The organism is Paracoccus sp. SSJ (assembly GCF_030234105.1).
In the GTDB taxonomy this organism is placed as follows: domain Bacteria; phylum Pseudomonadota; class Alphaproteobacteria; order Rhodobacterales; family Rhodobacteraceae; genus Paracoccus; species Paracoccus denitrificans.
Genome location: NZ_JASSPE010000011.1, coordinates 68,646 through 83,558, shown reverse-complemented (window position 1 = coordinate 83,558; position 14,913 = coordinate 68,646). Strand labels below are relative to the sequence as shown.

Annotated in this window: 16 protein-coding genes and 1 riboswitch; of the genes, 13 read left to right on the top strand and 3 right to left on the bottom strand. The window is 71.3% G+C overall.

Going from position 1 to position 14,913, the window contains the following annotated elements:
* Entirely contained in the window at positions 1–417 is a 417-nt protein-coding gene (locus tag QPR87_RS13600) for a DUF1801 domain-containing protein (protein WP_285049868.1), read from the bottom strand.
* A gap of 4 nt (positions 418–421) precedes the next feature.
* Positions 422–1,033, bottom strand: a complete 612-nt coding sequence (gene cobO / locus QPR87_RS13595) for a cob(I)yrinic acid a,c-diamide adenosyltransferase (protein ID WP_230999487.1) — start codon at positions 1,031–1,033, stop codon at positions 422–424.
* 37 nt (positions 1,034–1,070) lie between these two features.
* A riboswitch (cobalamin riboswitch) is annotated at positions 1,071–1,271 on the top strand.
* Between the two features lie 77 nt (positions 1,272–1,348).
* Here cobO and QPR87_RS13590 point away from each other — a divergent pair.
* From QPR87_RS13590 to cobJ, 7 genes are read left to right on the top strand one after another with little or no spacing between them, the layout of a single operon-like run.
* Positions 1,349–1,702 (top strand): DUF1636 family protein, encoded by a 354-nt coding sequence (locus QPR87_RS13590; RefSeq protein WP_011748810.1) that lies wholly within the window; start codon positions 1,349–1,351, stop codon positions 1,700–1,702.
* Positions 1,703–1,705: 3 nt separating this feature from the next.
* Positions 1,706–2,740 carry a cobalamin biosynthesis protein CobW gene (gene cobW / locus QPR87_RS13585; RefSeq protein ID WP_011748811.1) on the top strand — a complete coding sequence of 345 codons (1,035 nt, stop codon included), beginning with the start codon at positions 1,706–1,708 and terminating at the stop codon, positions 2,738–2,740.
* Positions 2,741–2,743: 3 nt separating this feature from the next.
* Positions 2,744–5,914 (top strand): cobaltochelatase subunit CobN, encoded by a 3,171-nt coding sequence (gene cobN / locus QPR87_RS13580; protein ID WP_285049867.1) that lies wholly within the window; start codon positions 2,744–2,746, stop codon positions 5,912–5,914.
* Positions 5,911–7,074 carry a ferredoxin-like domain-containing protein gene (locus tag QPR87_RS13575; protein WP_285049866.1) on the top strand — a complete coding sequence of 388 codons (1,164 nt, stop codon included), beginning with the start codon at positions 5,911–5,913 and terminating at the stop codon, positions 7,072–7,074. The genes cobN and QPR87_RS13575 overlap by 4 nt, the downstream gene beginning before the upstream one ends.
* 43 nt (positions 7,075–7,117) lie before the next feature.
* Positions 7,118–7,747: a precorrin-8X methylmutase gene (locus QPR87_RS13570; protein ID WP_285049865.1), complete on the top strand. Its 630-nt coding sequence runs from the start codon at positions 7,118–7,120 to the stop codon at positions 7,745–7,747.
* A gap of 2 nt (positions 7,748–7,749) precedes the next feature.
* Positions 7,750–8,511: a precorrin-2 C(20)-methyltransferase gene (locus QPR87_RS13565; RefSeq protein WP_285049864.1), complete on the top strand. Its 762-nt coding sequence runs from the start codon at positions 7,750–7,752 to the stop codon at positions 8,509–8,511.
* Positions 8,508–9,236: a precorrin-3B C(17)-methyltransferase gene (gene cobJ, locus QPR87_RS13560; RefSeq protein ID WP_230999490.1), complete on the top strand. Its 729-nt coding sequence runs from the start codon at positions 8,508–8,510 to the stop codon at positions 9,234–9,236. Before QPR87_RS13565 ends, cobJ begins: the two co-directional genes overlap by 4 nt.
* On the opposite strand, the gene QPR87_RS13555 is transcribed toward cobJ, so the two are convergent.
* On the bottom strand, positions 9,212–9,949 hold the full coding sequence (locus QPR87_RS13555) for a cobalt-precorrin-6A reductase (RefSeq protein WP_285049863.1): 738 nt from the start codon (positions 9,947–9,949) through the stop codon (positions 9,212–9,214). The two genes, cobJ and QPR87_RS13555, sit on opposite strands and share 25 nt — an antisense overlap.
* Here QPR87_RS13555 and cbiE point away from each other — a divergent pair.
* From cbiE to QPR87_RS13525, 6 genes are read left to right on the top strand one after another with little or no spacing between them, the layout of a single operon-like run.
* Positions 9,948–11,120 carry a precorrin-6y C5,15-methyltransferase (decarboxylating) subunit CbiE gene (gene cbiE / locus QPR87_RS13550; protein WP_285049862.1) on the top strand — a complete coding sequence of 391 codons (1,173 nt, stop codon included), beginning with the start codon at positions 9,948–9,950 and terminating at the stop codon, positions 11,118–11,120. The genes QPR87_RS13555 and cbiE overlap by 2 nt on opposite strands.
* Positions 11,117–11,467: a cobalamin biosynthesis protein gene (locus tag QPR87_RS13545; protein ID WP_285049861.1), complete on the top strand. Its 351-nt coding sequence runs from the start codon at positions 11,117–11,119 to the stop codon at positions 11,465–11,467. The genes cbiE and QPR87_RS13545 overlap by 4 nt, the downstream gene beginning before the upstream one ends.
* Positions 11,464–12,237 carry a precorrin-4 C(11)-methyltransferase gene (cobM, locus tag QPR87_RS13540; RefSeq protein WP_285049860.1) on the top strand — a complete coding sequence of 258 codons (774 nt, stop codon included), beginning with the start codon at positions 11,464–11,466 and terminating at the stop codon, positions 12,235–12,237. Before QPR87_RS13545 ends, cobM begins: the two co-directional genes overlap by 4 nt.
* Positions 12,234–13,523 (top strand): cobyrinic acid a,c-diamide synthase CobB, encoded by a 1,290-nt coding sequence (locus QPR87_RS13535; RefSeq protein ID WP_285049859.1) that lies wholly within the window; start codon positions 12,234–12,236, stop codon positions 13,521–13,523. The genes cobM and QPR87_RS13535 overlap by 4 nt, the downstream gene beginning before the upstream one ends.
* Positions 13,520–14,269: a precorrin-6A synthase (deacetylating) gene (gene cobF / locus QPR87_RS13530; protein ID WP_285049858.1), complete on the top strand. Its 750-nt coding sequence runs from the start codon at positions 13,520–13,522 to the stop codon at positions 14,267–14,269. The genes QPR87_RS13535 and cobF overlap by 4 nt, the downstream gene beginning before the upstream one ends.
* Complete coding sequence (locus QPR87_RS13525; protein ID WP_285049857.1) at positions 14,254–14,562, top strand: DUF1636 family protein; 309 nt, start codon at positions 14,254–14,256, stop codon at positions 14,560–14,562. The genes cobF and QPR87_RS13525 overlap by 16 nt, the downstream gene beginning before the upstream one ends.
* Positions 14,563–14,913 lie beyond the last annotated feature (351 nt).

Genomic DNA, 14,913 nt, shown 5'->3' with positions numbered 1-14,913 from the left:
CTACATCTTCTCGCCCGGCAGGCGGCTGGCCTGCCTGACCCAGTCGGCGAATTGTTTCTCGTCGAACGGTCCCTCGGGGATATGCAGGTAGCGCACCTCCGGCTGCTTCGAGGCGACCCGCGGCATCGGTTCAAGCTGCGTGCCGCGAAAGAAGCCGACCTTGATGTATTTCGTCATGCAATGGAAGCTGAGGAACCAGTGCCCCTCCTCGACCCCGTAAAGGGGCGAGTTCCATTTCACCGCCTTCTTCACCCCCGGCACGGCGCGGGTGATGATCTCGTCCAGTTTCCGGCCGATCCCCTGCTTCCAGCCCGGCATGGCGGCGATATAGGCGCGGACCGGCGCCTCGCCATAGCCCTTGGGGATCTGCGGATTGCCGCCCGAAAGCAGCTTCGGCTTGTCCTGCGATTTCTCCATGCTCCTAGAACTCCACGCCCGGCTGGGCCTTGATCCCGTCGCGGAACGGGTGCTTGACCTGCTCCATCTCGGTCACAAGATCGGCCAGCGCGATAAGTTCCGGCTTGGCGTTGCGCCCGGTCAGCACGACATGGGTCATCGGCGGCTTTTCGTCGCGCAGGAAGGCCAGCACCTCGTCCAGGTCCAGGTAGTCATAGCGCAGTGCGATGTTGATCTCGTCCAGCAGCACCATGCGGATCGAGGGATCGCGGATCAGCTCCTTGGCCTTTTCCCAGCCGGCGCGGGCGGCGGCGATGTCGCGCTCGCGATCCTGGGTTTCCCATGTAAAGCCCTCGCCCATGGCATGAAACTGGCACAACTCGCCGAAATGCGTGGTCAGCAACCGCCGCTCGCCGGTATCCCACGCGCCCTTGATGAACTGGACCACCGCGCAGGGCATGCCATGGGCGATGCAGCGCAGGATCATGCCGAAGCCCGACGAGGACTTGCCCTTGCCCTTGCCGGTATGGACGATGACCAGGCCCTTTTCGCCCTGCTTTTCCTGCATCATCCTGTCGCGGGCGGCCTTGATCCGGGCCATCTTCTCGGCGTGGCGGGTGTTGTCGTCGGCCTGCATCGGGCACTCCTTCGCTTGACAAGTCGGGACCGGGCGCGCACAGACATGGGGCGCTGGTTCCTGTCCTATGACAGGCTAAGAGGGAATGCGACAGGCAACCGCCTGAAAGCAGCCGCCCCCGCGACCGTGACCGGAAAGGTCGCCCCTCTGCCACTGGCGAAAGCCGGGAAGGCGGGGCGGCCGTGGGCCCAGGCCCGAATCCGCAAGCCGGGAGACCTGCCGGTGCAGAAGAATTGACCGGCGGACGGGGTGTTCCCGCTGGGGCTTGGGGCATTTGCGCCCCTGCGCCCTGCCGCCATAACGGATGAAGGGCGCATGACAGTCACGCTGCATGTCTGCATCACCTGCCGCGCCGGCCAGCCCGTCCCCGAGGGCGAGCCCGTGCCCGGCGCGCGGCTGCACGACGCACTGACCGCCGAAGGCCCACCCGAGGGCGTGCGCATCGTCCCGGTCGAATGCCTGTCCGCCTGCGCCAACGGCGCCGCCATCGCGCTGTCGGCGCCGGGCCGCTGGACCTATGTCTATGGCCGGATGGAGGCCGGGGACGCCCCCGAGATCCTGGCCGGCGCCGCGGCTTACGCCCAGGCCCCCGACGGCATCGTGCCCTGGCGCGAGCGCGTCACGATTTTCCGCAAGCGCAGCCTCGCGCGCATTCCCCCGATTGGATGAGAGATGAGCGACCTGACCAAGACCCCCGTGACCGTCATCACCGGCTTTCTCGGCGCCGGCAAGACCACGCTGATCCGTCACCTGATGTCGCAGCCGCAGGGCAAGCGGCTGGCGGTGCTGGTCAATGAATTCGGGACCATGGGCGTCGATGGCGAGATCCTGAAATCCTGCGCCGACGAGAACTGCCCGGCCGAGAACATCATGGAGCTGTCGAACGGCTGCATCTGCTGCACCGTCGCCGACGATTTCATCCCGACGCTGGAGCGGCTGATGGCGATGCCCGTCAAGCCCGATCACATCCTGATCGAGACCTCGGGCCTTGCGCTGCCCAAGCCGCTGCTGAAGGCCTTCGACTGGCCGGCGATCCGCTCGCGCATCACCGTTGACGGGGTGATCGCGCTGGCCGATGCCGAGGCCGTGGCCGCCGGCCGCTTCGCCCCCGACGAGGCCGCCGTCGAGGCGCAGCGCGCAACTGATCCCAGCCTGGACCACGAGACGCCGCTTTCCGAGGTCTTCGAGGACCAGATCGCCTGCGCCGACATCGTGCTGCTGTCCAAGGCCGACCTGGCCGGCGAGAACGGGCTGGCCGCCGCCCGCGCGGTGATCGAGGCCGAGGCCCCGCGCAAGCTGCCGATCCTGCCGCTGACCGATGGGGTGATCGACCCGCGCGTGATCCTGGGCCTGGGTGCGGCGGCCGAGGACGACCTTGCCGCCCGCCCCAGCCATCACGACGGCGCCGACGATCACGAGCATGACGATTTCGACTCGGTGGTGATCGAACTGGCCGAGATCGCCGATCCCAGCGACCTTGCCGCCCGCATCGAGCGGCTGGCGCGCGAGCAGAACATCCTGCGCGTCAAGGGCCATGTCGCCGTCGCCGGCAAGCCCATGCGCCTGTTGGTGCAGGCGGTGGGCGAACGGGTGCGCCATCAATACGACCGGCCCTGGGGCGACGGCCCCCGCGCCTCGCGCCTCGTGGTGATCGCCGAGCATGACGACATCGACGAGGCCGCGATCCGGGCGGTCCTGGCCGCGTAAGCCATGCATGTCGTCTTTCGCGAAAGCCGTGGGCTTGAGGAAACCGAGGTCCCGACCGACCCCGGCCAAAGCCCCGCCGACCTGGTCGTGCTGTCCTATTCGGACAGCGACCTGGGCGCTTTCGCGGCAGGCTGGCACAGGGCTGGCGAGGGCCTGCCCGCGCTGCGGCTGTGCAACCTCTCGGCGCTGCGGCATCCGGTTTCCGTCGATCAATATTGCGAGGCCACGCTTTCCGGCGCCCGCGCCGTGCTGGTCCGGCTGATCGGCGGCGAGCCCTATTGGCCTTACGGCACAGCCAGCCTGCAGGATCTGGCGCGCAGGCGGGGCATCGCACTGGCCTTCCTGCCGGCGGACGGTCGGCCCGATCCGACGCTGGACCGTTTCTCGACCTTGCCGGTGCCGGTGCTGCGCCGGCTGGCGGCGCTTTGCGACGAAGGCGGCGCGGTCGCGGCGCAGATGGCACTGGCGGAACTGGCGCAGGCGGCAGGACTGCCCGCCGCCCCGGTCCATGGCGAGGCCGCGATCCCGCAATGGGGTTTCTACGATCCCGACGCAGGCGTGACCGCAGGCCCCACGCCGGGCGAGGCCCCGGTGCTGGTCAGCTTCTATCGCAGCTACCTGACCGCGGCCGACCTTGCGCCGGTGGATGCGATGATCCGGGCCCTGCGCGGGGCGGGCTTTGCCGCGACCGGGGTGTTCGCGCCCTCGCTCAAGGCACCGGGCTTTGCCGCTTGGCTGGCGCCGCATCTGTCCGGCCTTGCGGCGGTGGTGAACCTGACCGCCTTTTCCGCGCGCGACGATGCGGGCGCCACGCCCTTCGACGGCACGGATTGCCCCGTGTTCCAGGTGGCGCTGTCCACCGCGCCCCGCGCCCTGTGGGCAGCCGAGGACCGGGGGCTTTCCGCCGCCGACCTGGCCATGCATGTCGTGCTGCCCGAGGTCGATGGCCGCATCTTCCTGGGCGCCGTCAGCTTCAAGCAACCGCAGGTCCGCGACCCGGCGCTGGAGTTCTCGCGCCTGATCCACGCCCCGGACATGGGCCGCATCAACGCGGCGGTGGCGCGGATCAAGGCATGGCACCGGCTGCGGCAAGCGTCGCGACGCGCCGTCGTGCTCTCCACCTATCCCGGCAAGGCGCATCAACTGGCCCATGCGGTGGGGCTGGACGCGTTGGCATCATGCGGCGCAATCCTTGGCATCCCGCATGACGACTTGGGCCGCCGACTGACGGTCGAGCGAATCCACTGGCCGCTCTCGGACTACCGCGAGGCGCTGACCCGCCTGCCCCAACGCCTGCAAGACGACCTGCGCGCGGCATGGGGCGAACCGCCGCCCGACGGCTTCCGCTTCGCCGCCATCCGCCACGGCGCCGACCTGATCGCCCTGCAACCCGAACGCGGCGAGGCAAAGACCCGCGCCGACGATTACCACGACCTGACGCGCACCCCGCGCCACGAATATGTCGCGTTCTACCTCTGGCTGCGGACCCAGGCGGACGCCATGATCCACATGGGCGCGCATGGCACGCTGGAATGGCTGCCGGGGAAATCCGTAGCCCTGTCCGGGGAATGCTGGCCCGAGGCGCTGCTGGACGACCTGCCGGTGATCTATCCCTTCATCGTCAACGATCCCGGCGAGGCCGCGCAGGCCAAGCGCCGGCTTTCGGCCGTGACGCTGGGCCACCTGCCGCCGCCGCTCGTGGACTCGGGCGTCCCCGAAAACCTGACGCATCTGGAACGGCTGCTGGACGAATATTCCACCGCCGACGGGCTGGACCCCCGTCGCCGCGACCGGCTGATCCTCGCCATCCGCGACGAGGCCCGCGCCGCCGGGGTCGAGGCCGATCTTGGCCTGCCCCCCGACGCGGCACCGGCCGAGGCGATCCCGCTGATCGACCGTTTCCTTTGCGATCTCAAGGACAGCCGCTTCGGCGATGGGCTGCACGTCTATGGCACCGGCCCCTGCGGCAAGGCCGAACGCGACGGGCTGGCCGGTGCGCTCGCCGGCAAGCGGGTGGCGCCCGGCCCCTCGGGCTCGCCGGCGCGCGGGCGGCAGGACGTGCTGCCGACCGGGCGCAACCTCTTTGCCGTCGATCCGCGCGCCGTGCCCTCGCGCGCCGCCCACGCGCAAGGGGTGAAGCTGGCCGAGGAACTGTTGCGCCGCCACTTGCAGGACCATGGCGACTGGCCCAAGGGGCTGGTCGTGGACCTGTGGGGCAGCGCCACCATGCGCACGGCAGGCGAGGAATTCGCCATGGCGCTGCATCTGGCCGGTCTCAGCCCGCGCTGGGATGCCGCCTCGGGCCGCGTCGCGGGCATCGAGATCCTGCCTTTGGCCGAACTGGGCCGACCACGGATCGACGTGACGCTGAGGGTCTCGGGGCTCTTTCGCGACATCTTCCCCGGCCTCGCGCAACTCTTCGAAACTGGTGCCGAGGCGCTGGCCGCCCGCGACGAGGCGCCCGGGGACAACCCCTATCGCAGCCGCGCCCCTCGCGTCTTCGGCCCCAAGCCCGGCCTCTACGGCCTTGGCATCGCCGAACTGGCCGAGACCTTCACGGATGCGGCGCGGCAGGCGGCGGGCGAGGCATGGCTTGCCGCCTCGTCCCACGCCATCGGCGCCGATGGCCGGATCAGCCATCAGCCGCAGGCGATCCGCGACCGCCTGGCCGGGGCCGATGCCTTCGTCCATGCGCAGGACCTGCCGGAATCAGACCTGCTGCTGGCCGGCGACTATGCCGCGCACGAGGCGGGCTTCGCCGCCGCCATGGCGCGGATCGGCGCAGCCGCACCCGCGCTTTACCACCTGGACGCGACCCGGCCCGACCAGCCCCGCGCCCGTAGCGTGACCGAGGAAATCGCCCGCGTCACCCGCGCCCGCGCCGCCAATCCGGCCTGGGCCGACGGCATGATGCGGCACGGCTTCCGCGGCGCGGCCGAGATCGCGGCGACGCTCGATCACATGGCCGCATTCGCCAATCTGGCGGGCGTGGTGCCCGGTCACCTGTTCGATCTCTATCACGACGCGACGCTGGGCCGGCCCGAGGTCGTGGCCTTCATGGAACGCGAGAATCCGCAGGCACTCGCCGCCATGCGCGCCATGTTCGCGCAGCTGCTGGAATCGGGTCTCTGGGCCACGCGGCGCAACTCGGTGCTGGCCGAGGCGGCGCCATGAGCTACGAGGTCAAGGGCTGGTGTCCCGGCGCATTGCGACCGATGGCCTCGGGCGACGGGCTGGTCCTGCGCATCCGGGCCCGGAACGGCAGGCTGATGCCCGATCAGGCGCAGGCCATAGCGGACCTCTCCTGGAGCCATGGCAACGGGCTGATGGACCTGACCAGCCGCGCCAACCTGCAGTTGCGCGGACTGACCCCCGCCGGCCATGCGGCAAGCGTTGCGATTCTGGCCAGGCTCGGCCTGATCGACCGCGACGCCTGGGCCGAGGCGCGGCGCAACGTGATCCTGTCGCCCTTTGCCCCCGTGGGCAGCGCGGCCTGGCAACTGGCCGAGGCCATCGCCCGGGCGATGACCGAGCCGGAGGCGCCGCAGGTGCCCGGCAAGTTCGGTTTTGCCGTCGATACCGACCCGCCGGTGCTGGCGCAGACGCCCTCGGACATCAGGCTGCGCCCGCAGGGCCAAGAATGGCTGATCGTGCCGGATGGCGGCGACTGGGCGCTGGCGGCCAAGGACACGCACGAGGCCGCTGCTCGCGCCGTCGATCTGGCACGCTGGTTCATGCAAGGCGGCGTGCGGGACGGGCGCGGGCGGATGCGCGACTACCTGCGCCGCGCTCCCGCCCTGCCCCACGGCGCCCTGCCGCTGGCATCCTTTCCGTTTTCCAAATACCCATGCGACGGCGCCACCGAAGCCGCCTGTGCCGATCCGCCCGGACCCGGCCCGGCGCCGAACGGCTGGCTGCTGGGCTTTGCCTTCGGCCAGATCACCGCCGCCCAATTGGCCAGGGCGGCCGCACTTGGCCCGCTACGCCTGACCCCATGGCGCGCGCTGCTGATCGAGGGTGCGGCCCGCCCCCGCATCGACGGCGCCATTCTCAAGCCCGACGACCCGCTCTTGCGGATCCATGCCTGCACCGGCGCCCCCGGCTGCCCACAGGCGTGGGCCGATGTCCGCGCGCTGGCCCGCAGCCTGGCGCCGCGCCTCGCACCCGGCCAAAGCCTGCATGTCAGCGGCTGCGCCAAGGGCTGCGCATATCGGGGCGCGGCCTCGGCGACGCTGGTCGCCACCACGCCCGGCCGCTTCGACCTGATCCGAAACGGCGGCACGCGCGATCCCGTCACGCTGGCGGGGCTTGCGCCGGACCGCATTCCGCTCTGACCCCGCCCTTGCAAGATAGCCGCAGAAATCCCAGGAAACCCCGATGCTGCACCAATACGAAACCGACGGCGCCCGGATCTATGCGCAGTCCTTCGCCACCATCCGGGCCGAAGCGGACCTCGCCCGGTTCGCCGCCGAGGAAGAGCCGGTCGTCGTGCGCATGATCCATGCCGCCGGACTGGTGGGGTTGGAGCGCGACGTAGCCTTCTCGGCCGGCATGGCCGTGGCGGCACGCAAGGCGCTCGAGGACGGCGCGCCGATCCTTTGCGACGCCCGCATGGTCAGCGAGGGCGTCACCCGCGCCCGCCTGCCCGCCGCGAACCGCGTCATCTGCACGCTGAACGACCCGCGCGTGCCCGACCTCGCCGCACAGATGGGCAACACGCGCAGCGCCGCAGCGCTGGAGCTGTGGCGCGACGATCTGGAGGGCGCCGTGGTCGCCATCGGCAATGCGCCCACCGCGCTCTTTCACCTGCTGAACATGCTCAGGGACCCGGCCTGCCCGCGCCCGGCCGCGATCATCGGCTGCCCGGTGGGCTTCGTCGGCGCGGCGGAATCCAAGGCGGCGCTGATGGACGACCTGCCCGCGCCGGCGCTGATCGTGCGCGGGCGGCTGGGCGGCTCGGCCATCACCGTGGCCGCCGTCAACGCGCTCGCCAGCCGAAAGGAATAGCCATGGCCCCCCAAACCGGAAAGATCATCTGCGCGGGCCTCGGCCCCGGCGATCCCGACCTGATTTCGGTCCGTGCCGACCGCGCCATCCGCGGCGCGCGGCAGATCGCCTATTTCCGCAAGAAGGGCCGGGCCGGGCAGGCCCGCCGCATCGTGGCCGAGATGCTGGCGCCGGACGTGGTCGAACACGCGATGGAATATCCGGTCACCACCGAGATCCCCTTCGACAGCCCGGAATACAACCGGCTGCTTGCGGCCTTCTACGACGATTGGACGGCGCGGCTGGCGCGGCTGGCCGCCGACAGCGACGTGGTGGTGCTGTGCGAAGGCGACCCGCTGTTCTACGGCTCGTTCATGCATCTGCATGCGCGGCTGCAAGGCATCGTCCCGGTCGAGATCATCCCCGGCATCCCCGGCATGACCGGCTGCTGGAACGCCATCGGCCAGCCGATGACCTGGGGCGACGACGCCATGACGGTGCTGATGGGCACCCTGCCCGAGGCCGAGCTTGCCCGTCACATCCGCGCCGCCGATGCGGTGGTGGTGATGAAGACCGGCCGCAACCTGCCCAAGATCGCCCGTGCGATGGCGACCGCCGGGCGCATGTCCGACGCCTGGCTGGTCGAGCGCGGCACCATGCCGAACCAGCGCGTGACGCCGCTCGCGCAGGCCGATCTGCAGGCCTGCCCGTATTTCGCCACCGTGCTGGTGCATGGCAACGGCCGCCGCCCGCTGTCCGATTCCGCCGCGGATGCCGCGGAATGAGCGGCTGGGTCGCGGTGGCCGGCCTGGGGCCGGGCGCGGAGGATCTGGTCACGCCCGAGGTCAGGGCGGCGCTGGCCGAGGCCACCGATGTCGTCGGCTACATCCCCTATGTCGCCCGCGTCGCACCGCGTCCGGGGCTGGCGCTGCACCCCTCGGACAACCGCGTCGAGTTGGAGCGCGCGCGCCTTGCGCTGGACCTGGCGGCGCGGGGGCGGCGGGTCGTGGTGGTCTCTTCGGGCGATCCGGGGGTCTTTGCCATGGCCTCGGCGCTCTTCGAGGCGCTGGAGGGGTGCGAGAATACCCCCGACATCCGCATCCTGCCCGGCATCACCGCCATGCTGGCCGCAAGCGCCCGGCTGGGCGCGCCTCTGGGCCATGATTTCTGCGCCATCAACCTTTCGGACAACCTCAAGCCCTGGGCGCTGATCGAAAAGCGCCTGCGGCTGGCGGCCGAGGCCGATTTCGCCATGGCCTTCTACAATCCGCGCTCCAAGGCCCGGCCCGAGGGCTTTGCCCGCGTGCTCGAGATCCTGCGCGAGGCTTGCGGTCCCGACCGGCTGATCTCGTTCGCGCGCGCCGTCTCGACCCCGGACGAGGCGCTGAGCACCGTCACCCTGGCCGAGGCCCGCCCCGAGATGGCCGACATGCGCACCGTGGTCATCCTGGGCAACAGCGCCACCCGCCGGGCCGGCGCCTGGGTCTATACGCCGCGATCCGTGCCATGAAGCCAGGCCATCACCTCGGCCGGCGCAGCGACGACGCGGCGCAGCGGCAGCACGGGACGGTCGATCATCACGACCGGCAGGCCCAGTTCGCGCGCGGCGACGATCTTCGCCTGGGCGGCATGGCCCCCGGCATTCTTGGCGACGACGTGGGCGATGTCGTGGCGCCGCATCAGCGCGATGTCGCCCGCGACGGTGAACGGCCCGCGCGAGACGATCAGCGTGGCGTCGCGCAGGGGATGCGCCGCCACCTCGGCGAAACGCAGCATCCAGATGTGGTTCAGCCCCACGAAGGGTTGCAGGTTCTGCCGCCCGATGGCCAGGAACACCGCCGAACCGTCGCCGGGCAGCGCGCGGGCGGCGGCCTCGTAATCGGCGACGTGGATCCAGCGGTCGCCCGGCGCGGCAACCCAGGGCGGGCGCTCCAGCGCGATCAGCGCCGTGCCGGTCGCACAGCAGGCGGCGACGGCATTGCGGCTCATGCCCTCGGCAAAGGGGTGGGTGGCGTCGACGACATGGCTGATGCGCTCGGCCCGCAGGTAATCCGCCAGCCCCTCGGAGCCGCCGAAGCCGCCGATGCGGATCGGCAGCGGCTGCGCCACCGGGTTGGCGGTGCGGCCGGCATAGGAATAGACTGCGTCCAGCCCGGCCTCGGCCAGCGCGCGGGCCATGGCCCCCGCCTCGGTGGTGCCGCCCAGCAGAAGGATGCGCGTCATGGCTGATCCCTGGCTTTCCATCATCGGTATTCAGGAGGATGGCCTTGCCGGCCTGCCGCCTGCAAGCCGCGATGCGCTGGATCGGGCGGAAATCGTCTTCGGCGCCCCCCGGCATCTGGAACTGGCGGGGATCGGGGGGCAGCGGGGCCGGGCATGGCCGGTGCCTTTCGGTCTTGATCCGCTGCTGGCCTTGCGGGGGGAAAGCGTGGCGGCGCTGGTTTCGGGCGATCCGTTCTGGCATGGCGCCGGCGGCAGCATCGCCGCCGTGCTGCAAACGGGCGAATGGCGGGCCTTTCCCGCGCCCGGCACCTTTTCGCTGGCCGCCGCAAGGCTGGGCTGGCGGCTGGAGGAGACCGCCTGCCTCGGCCTGCATGCCGCGCCCTTTGCCCGGCTGCGTCCGGTGATGGCGCGGGGAGCGCGGGCGATCTGCCTGCTGCGCGACGGCGCCGCCCCCGCCCAGCTTGCCGAATGGCTGGTCGCGCAGGGGCTGGGCCCGACGCGCATGGTGGTGATGGAGGCGCTTGGCGGCCCGCGCGAACGCATCCGCGAGGCACGGGCGCAGGGTTTCGCGCTGGACTGCATCGCGCCGGTCGCGGTGGCGCTGGACGGGGCGGACCTGCCATCGGGCGCCGGCCTGCCGCGCGGCTTCGGCCTGCCCGACGACAGCTTCGCCCATGACGGCCAGATCACCCGTCGCGCCATCCGGGCGGTGACGCTGGCGGCACTTGGCCCGCGGACGGGAGAGATGCTGTGGGACATCGGCGGCGGCTCGGGCTCGGTCAGCGTCGAGTGGTGCCTGAACGGCGGCCGGGCGGTGACGCTGGAGCCCCGCACCGACCGCATCGCCAATATCGCCGCGAATATCAAGGCGTTCGGGCTGGCGGATCGGATGCGCGCCGTCCAAGGCGCGGCACCCGATTTCCTCCACGATCTTCCGGCACCCGATGCGATCTTTATCGGCGGCGGCGCTTCGGCGACGCTGATCGACGCCCTGCCCCCCGCCCGTCTGGTCGCGAACGCGGTGACGCTGGAGACCGAGGCGCTGCTGATCGGCCTGCACGCGCAACGCGGCGGCAGCCTGACCCGCATCGCGCTGGAGGAAGCCGCCCCGTTGGGCCGGATGCGCGGCTGGACCCCGGCGCGCAGCGTGACGCAATGGAGCTGGCCATGAGGGTCGCGGGCATCGGCTTTCGGCAGGCGGCAAGCCTTGCCTCGCTGGCCGACGCGCTGGCCCGCGCGGGCCGGGCCGAGGCGCTGGCGACCAGCCCCGCCAAGGCACAGGCCCCGGCAATCCTGGCACTGGCCGCGCAAACCGGCCTGCCGCTGATCGCGGTCGAGGTCGCCGGCATCGCCACCCCCACGCAATCGCCGCGTATCCTCGCGCGGCACGGCACCGGCTCGCTGGCCGAAGCCGCCGCCCTGGCAGCACTCGGCACCGGCGCGCGCATCGTCGCGGCCCGCGTAACCTCGCAAGACGGGATGGCCACCGCCGCCATCGCAGAAGGAGACCCCGCATGACCGTCCATTTCATCGGCGCCGGCCCGGGCGCGGCCGACCTGATCACCCTGCGCGGCCGCGACCTGATCGCGTCCTGCCCGGTCTGCCTTTATGCCGGCTCGCTGGTGCCGCAGGCGCTGCTGGGCCATTGCCCACCCGGCGCGCGGATCGTGAACACCGCGCCCATGGACCTCGACCAGATCGTCGCCGAGATCGCCGCCGCGCATCAGGCGGGCCATGACGTGGCGCGGCTGCATTCGGGCGACCTGTCGGTCTGGTCGGCCATGGGCGAGCAGCTCCGCCGGCTGCGCGAGCTGGGCATCCCCTATGACGTGACGCCCGGCGTGCCGTCATTCGCCGCCGCCGCCGCCGCGCTGGGGGCCGAACTGACCCTGCCGGGCGTGGCGCAATCGGTGGTGCTGACCCGCACCTCGGGCCGCGCATCGGCCATGCCCGAGGGCGAGACGCTTGCCAATTTCGCCGCCACCGGCGCCACGCTGGCGATCCACCTGTCGGTGCATGTGCTGGACCGCGTGCAAGCGGAACTGGTCCCGCATTACGGCGCCGATTGCCCGGTCGCCGTGGTGTTCCGCGCCAGCTGGCCCGACCAGCGCATCCACCGCGTCACGCTGGGCACTCTGGACCCCGCCATCGGCGAGGGCGAGCGCACGGCGCTGATTCTGGTCGGCCGGGCGCTGGCGGCGGAGGGTTTCGACGAAAGCCGCCTCTATGCCGGCGACTACGACCGCCGCTTTCGCCCCGTCGGCACCGCACCGAGGTTCCCGGAATGAAAGGGCTAGTCGTCAGTGCCCCCGCCTCGGGCAACGGCAAGACCACGGTCACGCTGGGGCTGATCGCGGCCTTGCGGACGCGCGGGCTGGTGGTGCAGCCGTTCAAAAGCGGGCCGGACTATATCGACCCCGCCTTTCACCGCGCGGCGGCGGGACGCGAGTCCTTCAACCTCGACAGCTGGGCCATGGACCGGGCGCAGATCGCGCATCTGATCGGCGCGGCCGGGGGTGCGGACATTGCGCTGGCCGAGGGCTCGATGGGGCTTTTCGACGGCGTGGCGCGTGCGGGCGGTTGCGGCAACGGCGCCAGCGCCGACATCGCCGCGCTGACCGGCTGGCCGGTGGTGCTGGTCATGGATTGCAAGGGGCAGGCGCAATCCGCCGGTGCCGTGGCACTGGGGTTCCGCGAGATGCGCCGCGACGTGCATCTGGCGGGGGTGGTGCTGAACCGCGTCGCCTCGCCCCGGCACGAAACCCTGATGCGGCACGCGCTGGACCAGCTTGCGATCCCGGTGCTGGGCGTGCTGCCGCGCGAAGCCGGGATCGAGCTGCCCGAGCGGCATCTGGGACTGGTGCAGGCACAGGAACACGCCGCGCTGGAGGCGCTGCTCGCGGCTGCGGGCGAGGCGGCGGCGCGGCACCTGGACCTGGATGCCATCATCGCGGCGGCCGCGGGCGGGATCGCGGCCCAGCCCTTTCGCCCGCTGCCGCCGCCGGCCGAACGTGTCGCGCTGGCGCAGGACGACGCGTTTTCCTTTGTCTATCCGCATCTGGTCGCCGGATGGCAGGCGGCGGGGGCGACGATCCTGCCGTTCTCGCCCCTGGCCGATCAGGCGCCGGACGACAGCGCCGGGGCCTGCTGGCTGCCGGGCGGCTATCCCGAACTGCATGCGGGCCGACTGGCTTCGGCCGGCCGCTTCCGCGCCGGGCTGCGGCGTTTTGCCGAGACCCGCCCGGTGCATGGCGAATGCGGCGGCTACATGGCGATGGGCGCCGGGCTGGTCGATGCCCAGGGCACGCGCCACGAAATGGCCGGGCTGCTGGGGCTGGAGACCAGCTATGAAAAGCGCCGGATGCATCTGGGCTATCGCCGCGCCGAACCGCTCGCCGGGCTTTACGCCCCTGCGCTGGCCGGGCACGAGTTCCATTACGCCACCATCCTGGCCCAGCCCGACGAGCCGCTGGCCCGCGTCACCGATGCCAATGGCGATGCGGTGCCCGAGACCGGCTCGCGCCGCGGCCACGCCACCGGCACCTTCTTCCACCTGATCGGAGAGGCGCCATGATCGAGCTTGCGCTGATCGGCATCGGCACCGGCAGCCCCGGCCACCTTACGTGCGAGGGCATCGCCGCAATGGCGGATGCCGACCTGATCCTGATCCCCGCCAAGGGCGAGGACAAGGCCGACCTGGCCGATCTGCGCCGGGCGCTTTGCCAGCAGGTGCTGGCCAGCCCACCGCCGCTGGCCGTCTTCGACATGCCCGCGCGCGAGGCGGCGGACGGCTATCGGCAGGGCGTCGAGGCATGGCACGACGCCATCGCCGAACGCTGGGAACAGGTGATCCGCGCCCATGGCGCCATCCGCCCGGCACTGCTGGTCTGGGGCGACCCCTCGCTTTACGACAGCACACTGCGCATCGCGGAACGGGTGGCGCGCCGCCTGCCGCTGAACCTGCGCGTGATCCCCGGCATCACCGCGATCCAGGCACTTTGCGCCGCCCATGCCATCCCGCTGAATGCGGTTGCCGCGCCGGTGCTGATCACCACCGGCCGCCGGATCCGCGACCACGGCTGGCCCGGGACGGTGGACCGGCTGGTCGTGATGCTGGACGGCGAATGCTCGTTCCAAAGCCTGGATGCCGAGGGGCTGCATATCTGGTGGGGCGCTTTTCTGGGCATGCCGAACCAGATCCTGATCCGGGGGCCGCTGCCCGAGGTCGCAGGGCATATCCTGGAGACCCGCGCCCGCGCGCGGGCCCAGCACGGCTGGATCATGGACATCTACCTGCTCGAACGATGCCGGTCACACTGACCCTGCCGCCGGGCCCCGATGCCGACGCGCTGGCCGGGGTGCTGCGCAGGCTTGGCCCCGACATCGCCCTGCGCCGTGCCGCGCTGCGGGCGCGCGATGCCCGGCCGGTATTGATGGCGCTGCAGGCGCCGGGGCGCGGCGCCTATCTGTTCCACGACCTGCACCCCGGGGATGCTGCCGATATCGCGGCGACGATCCGTGCCTATCTGGCGGCGCCGGACGGCTGGATCATGGACGCCCGGCCCTGCGGCCGACTGCGCTTTTGCCTGAAACTGCGCATCCCGGTGCCCTGAAAAATCCGCCGTCCACGCCGCGCGGAGGGAGGAGACGCGGCATGAACGGCGGTCACTGCCATGAAGACCCCGTGCGGCCCGGGGTAACGGGGGATGCAGCCCCGTCCACCCCAGCTTGCGCTTGCCGCGCGGCATGGCGCAAGCGCCGCGGCCCCGCACGACCGGAAAGAAAGCGATCCTGCCCGGATCGCAGTCATGCGGGCAGGCCGGCCGCGGAAAAAACGGCGCTTTCGCGAACAGAAAATCCCCGCCGGGCCAGCGACTTTCACGAAAATGGCATCGCCGCATGCGTTGGCAGATCGGGCGGGCTGTGCAACTCTGCTCCGGCGCGAGCCCGATTGCAGCCATATG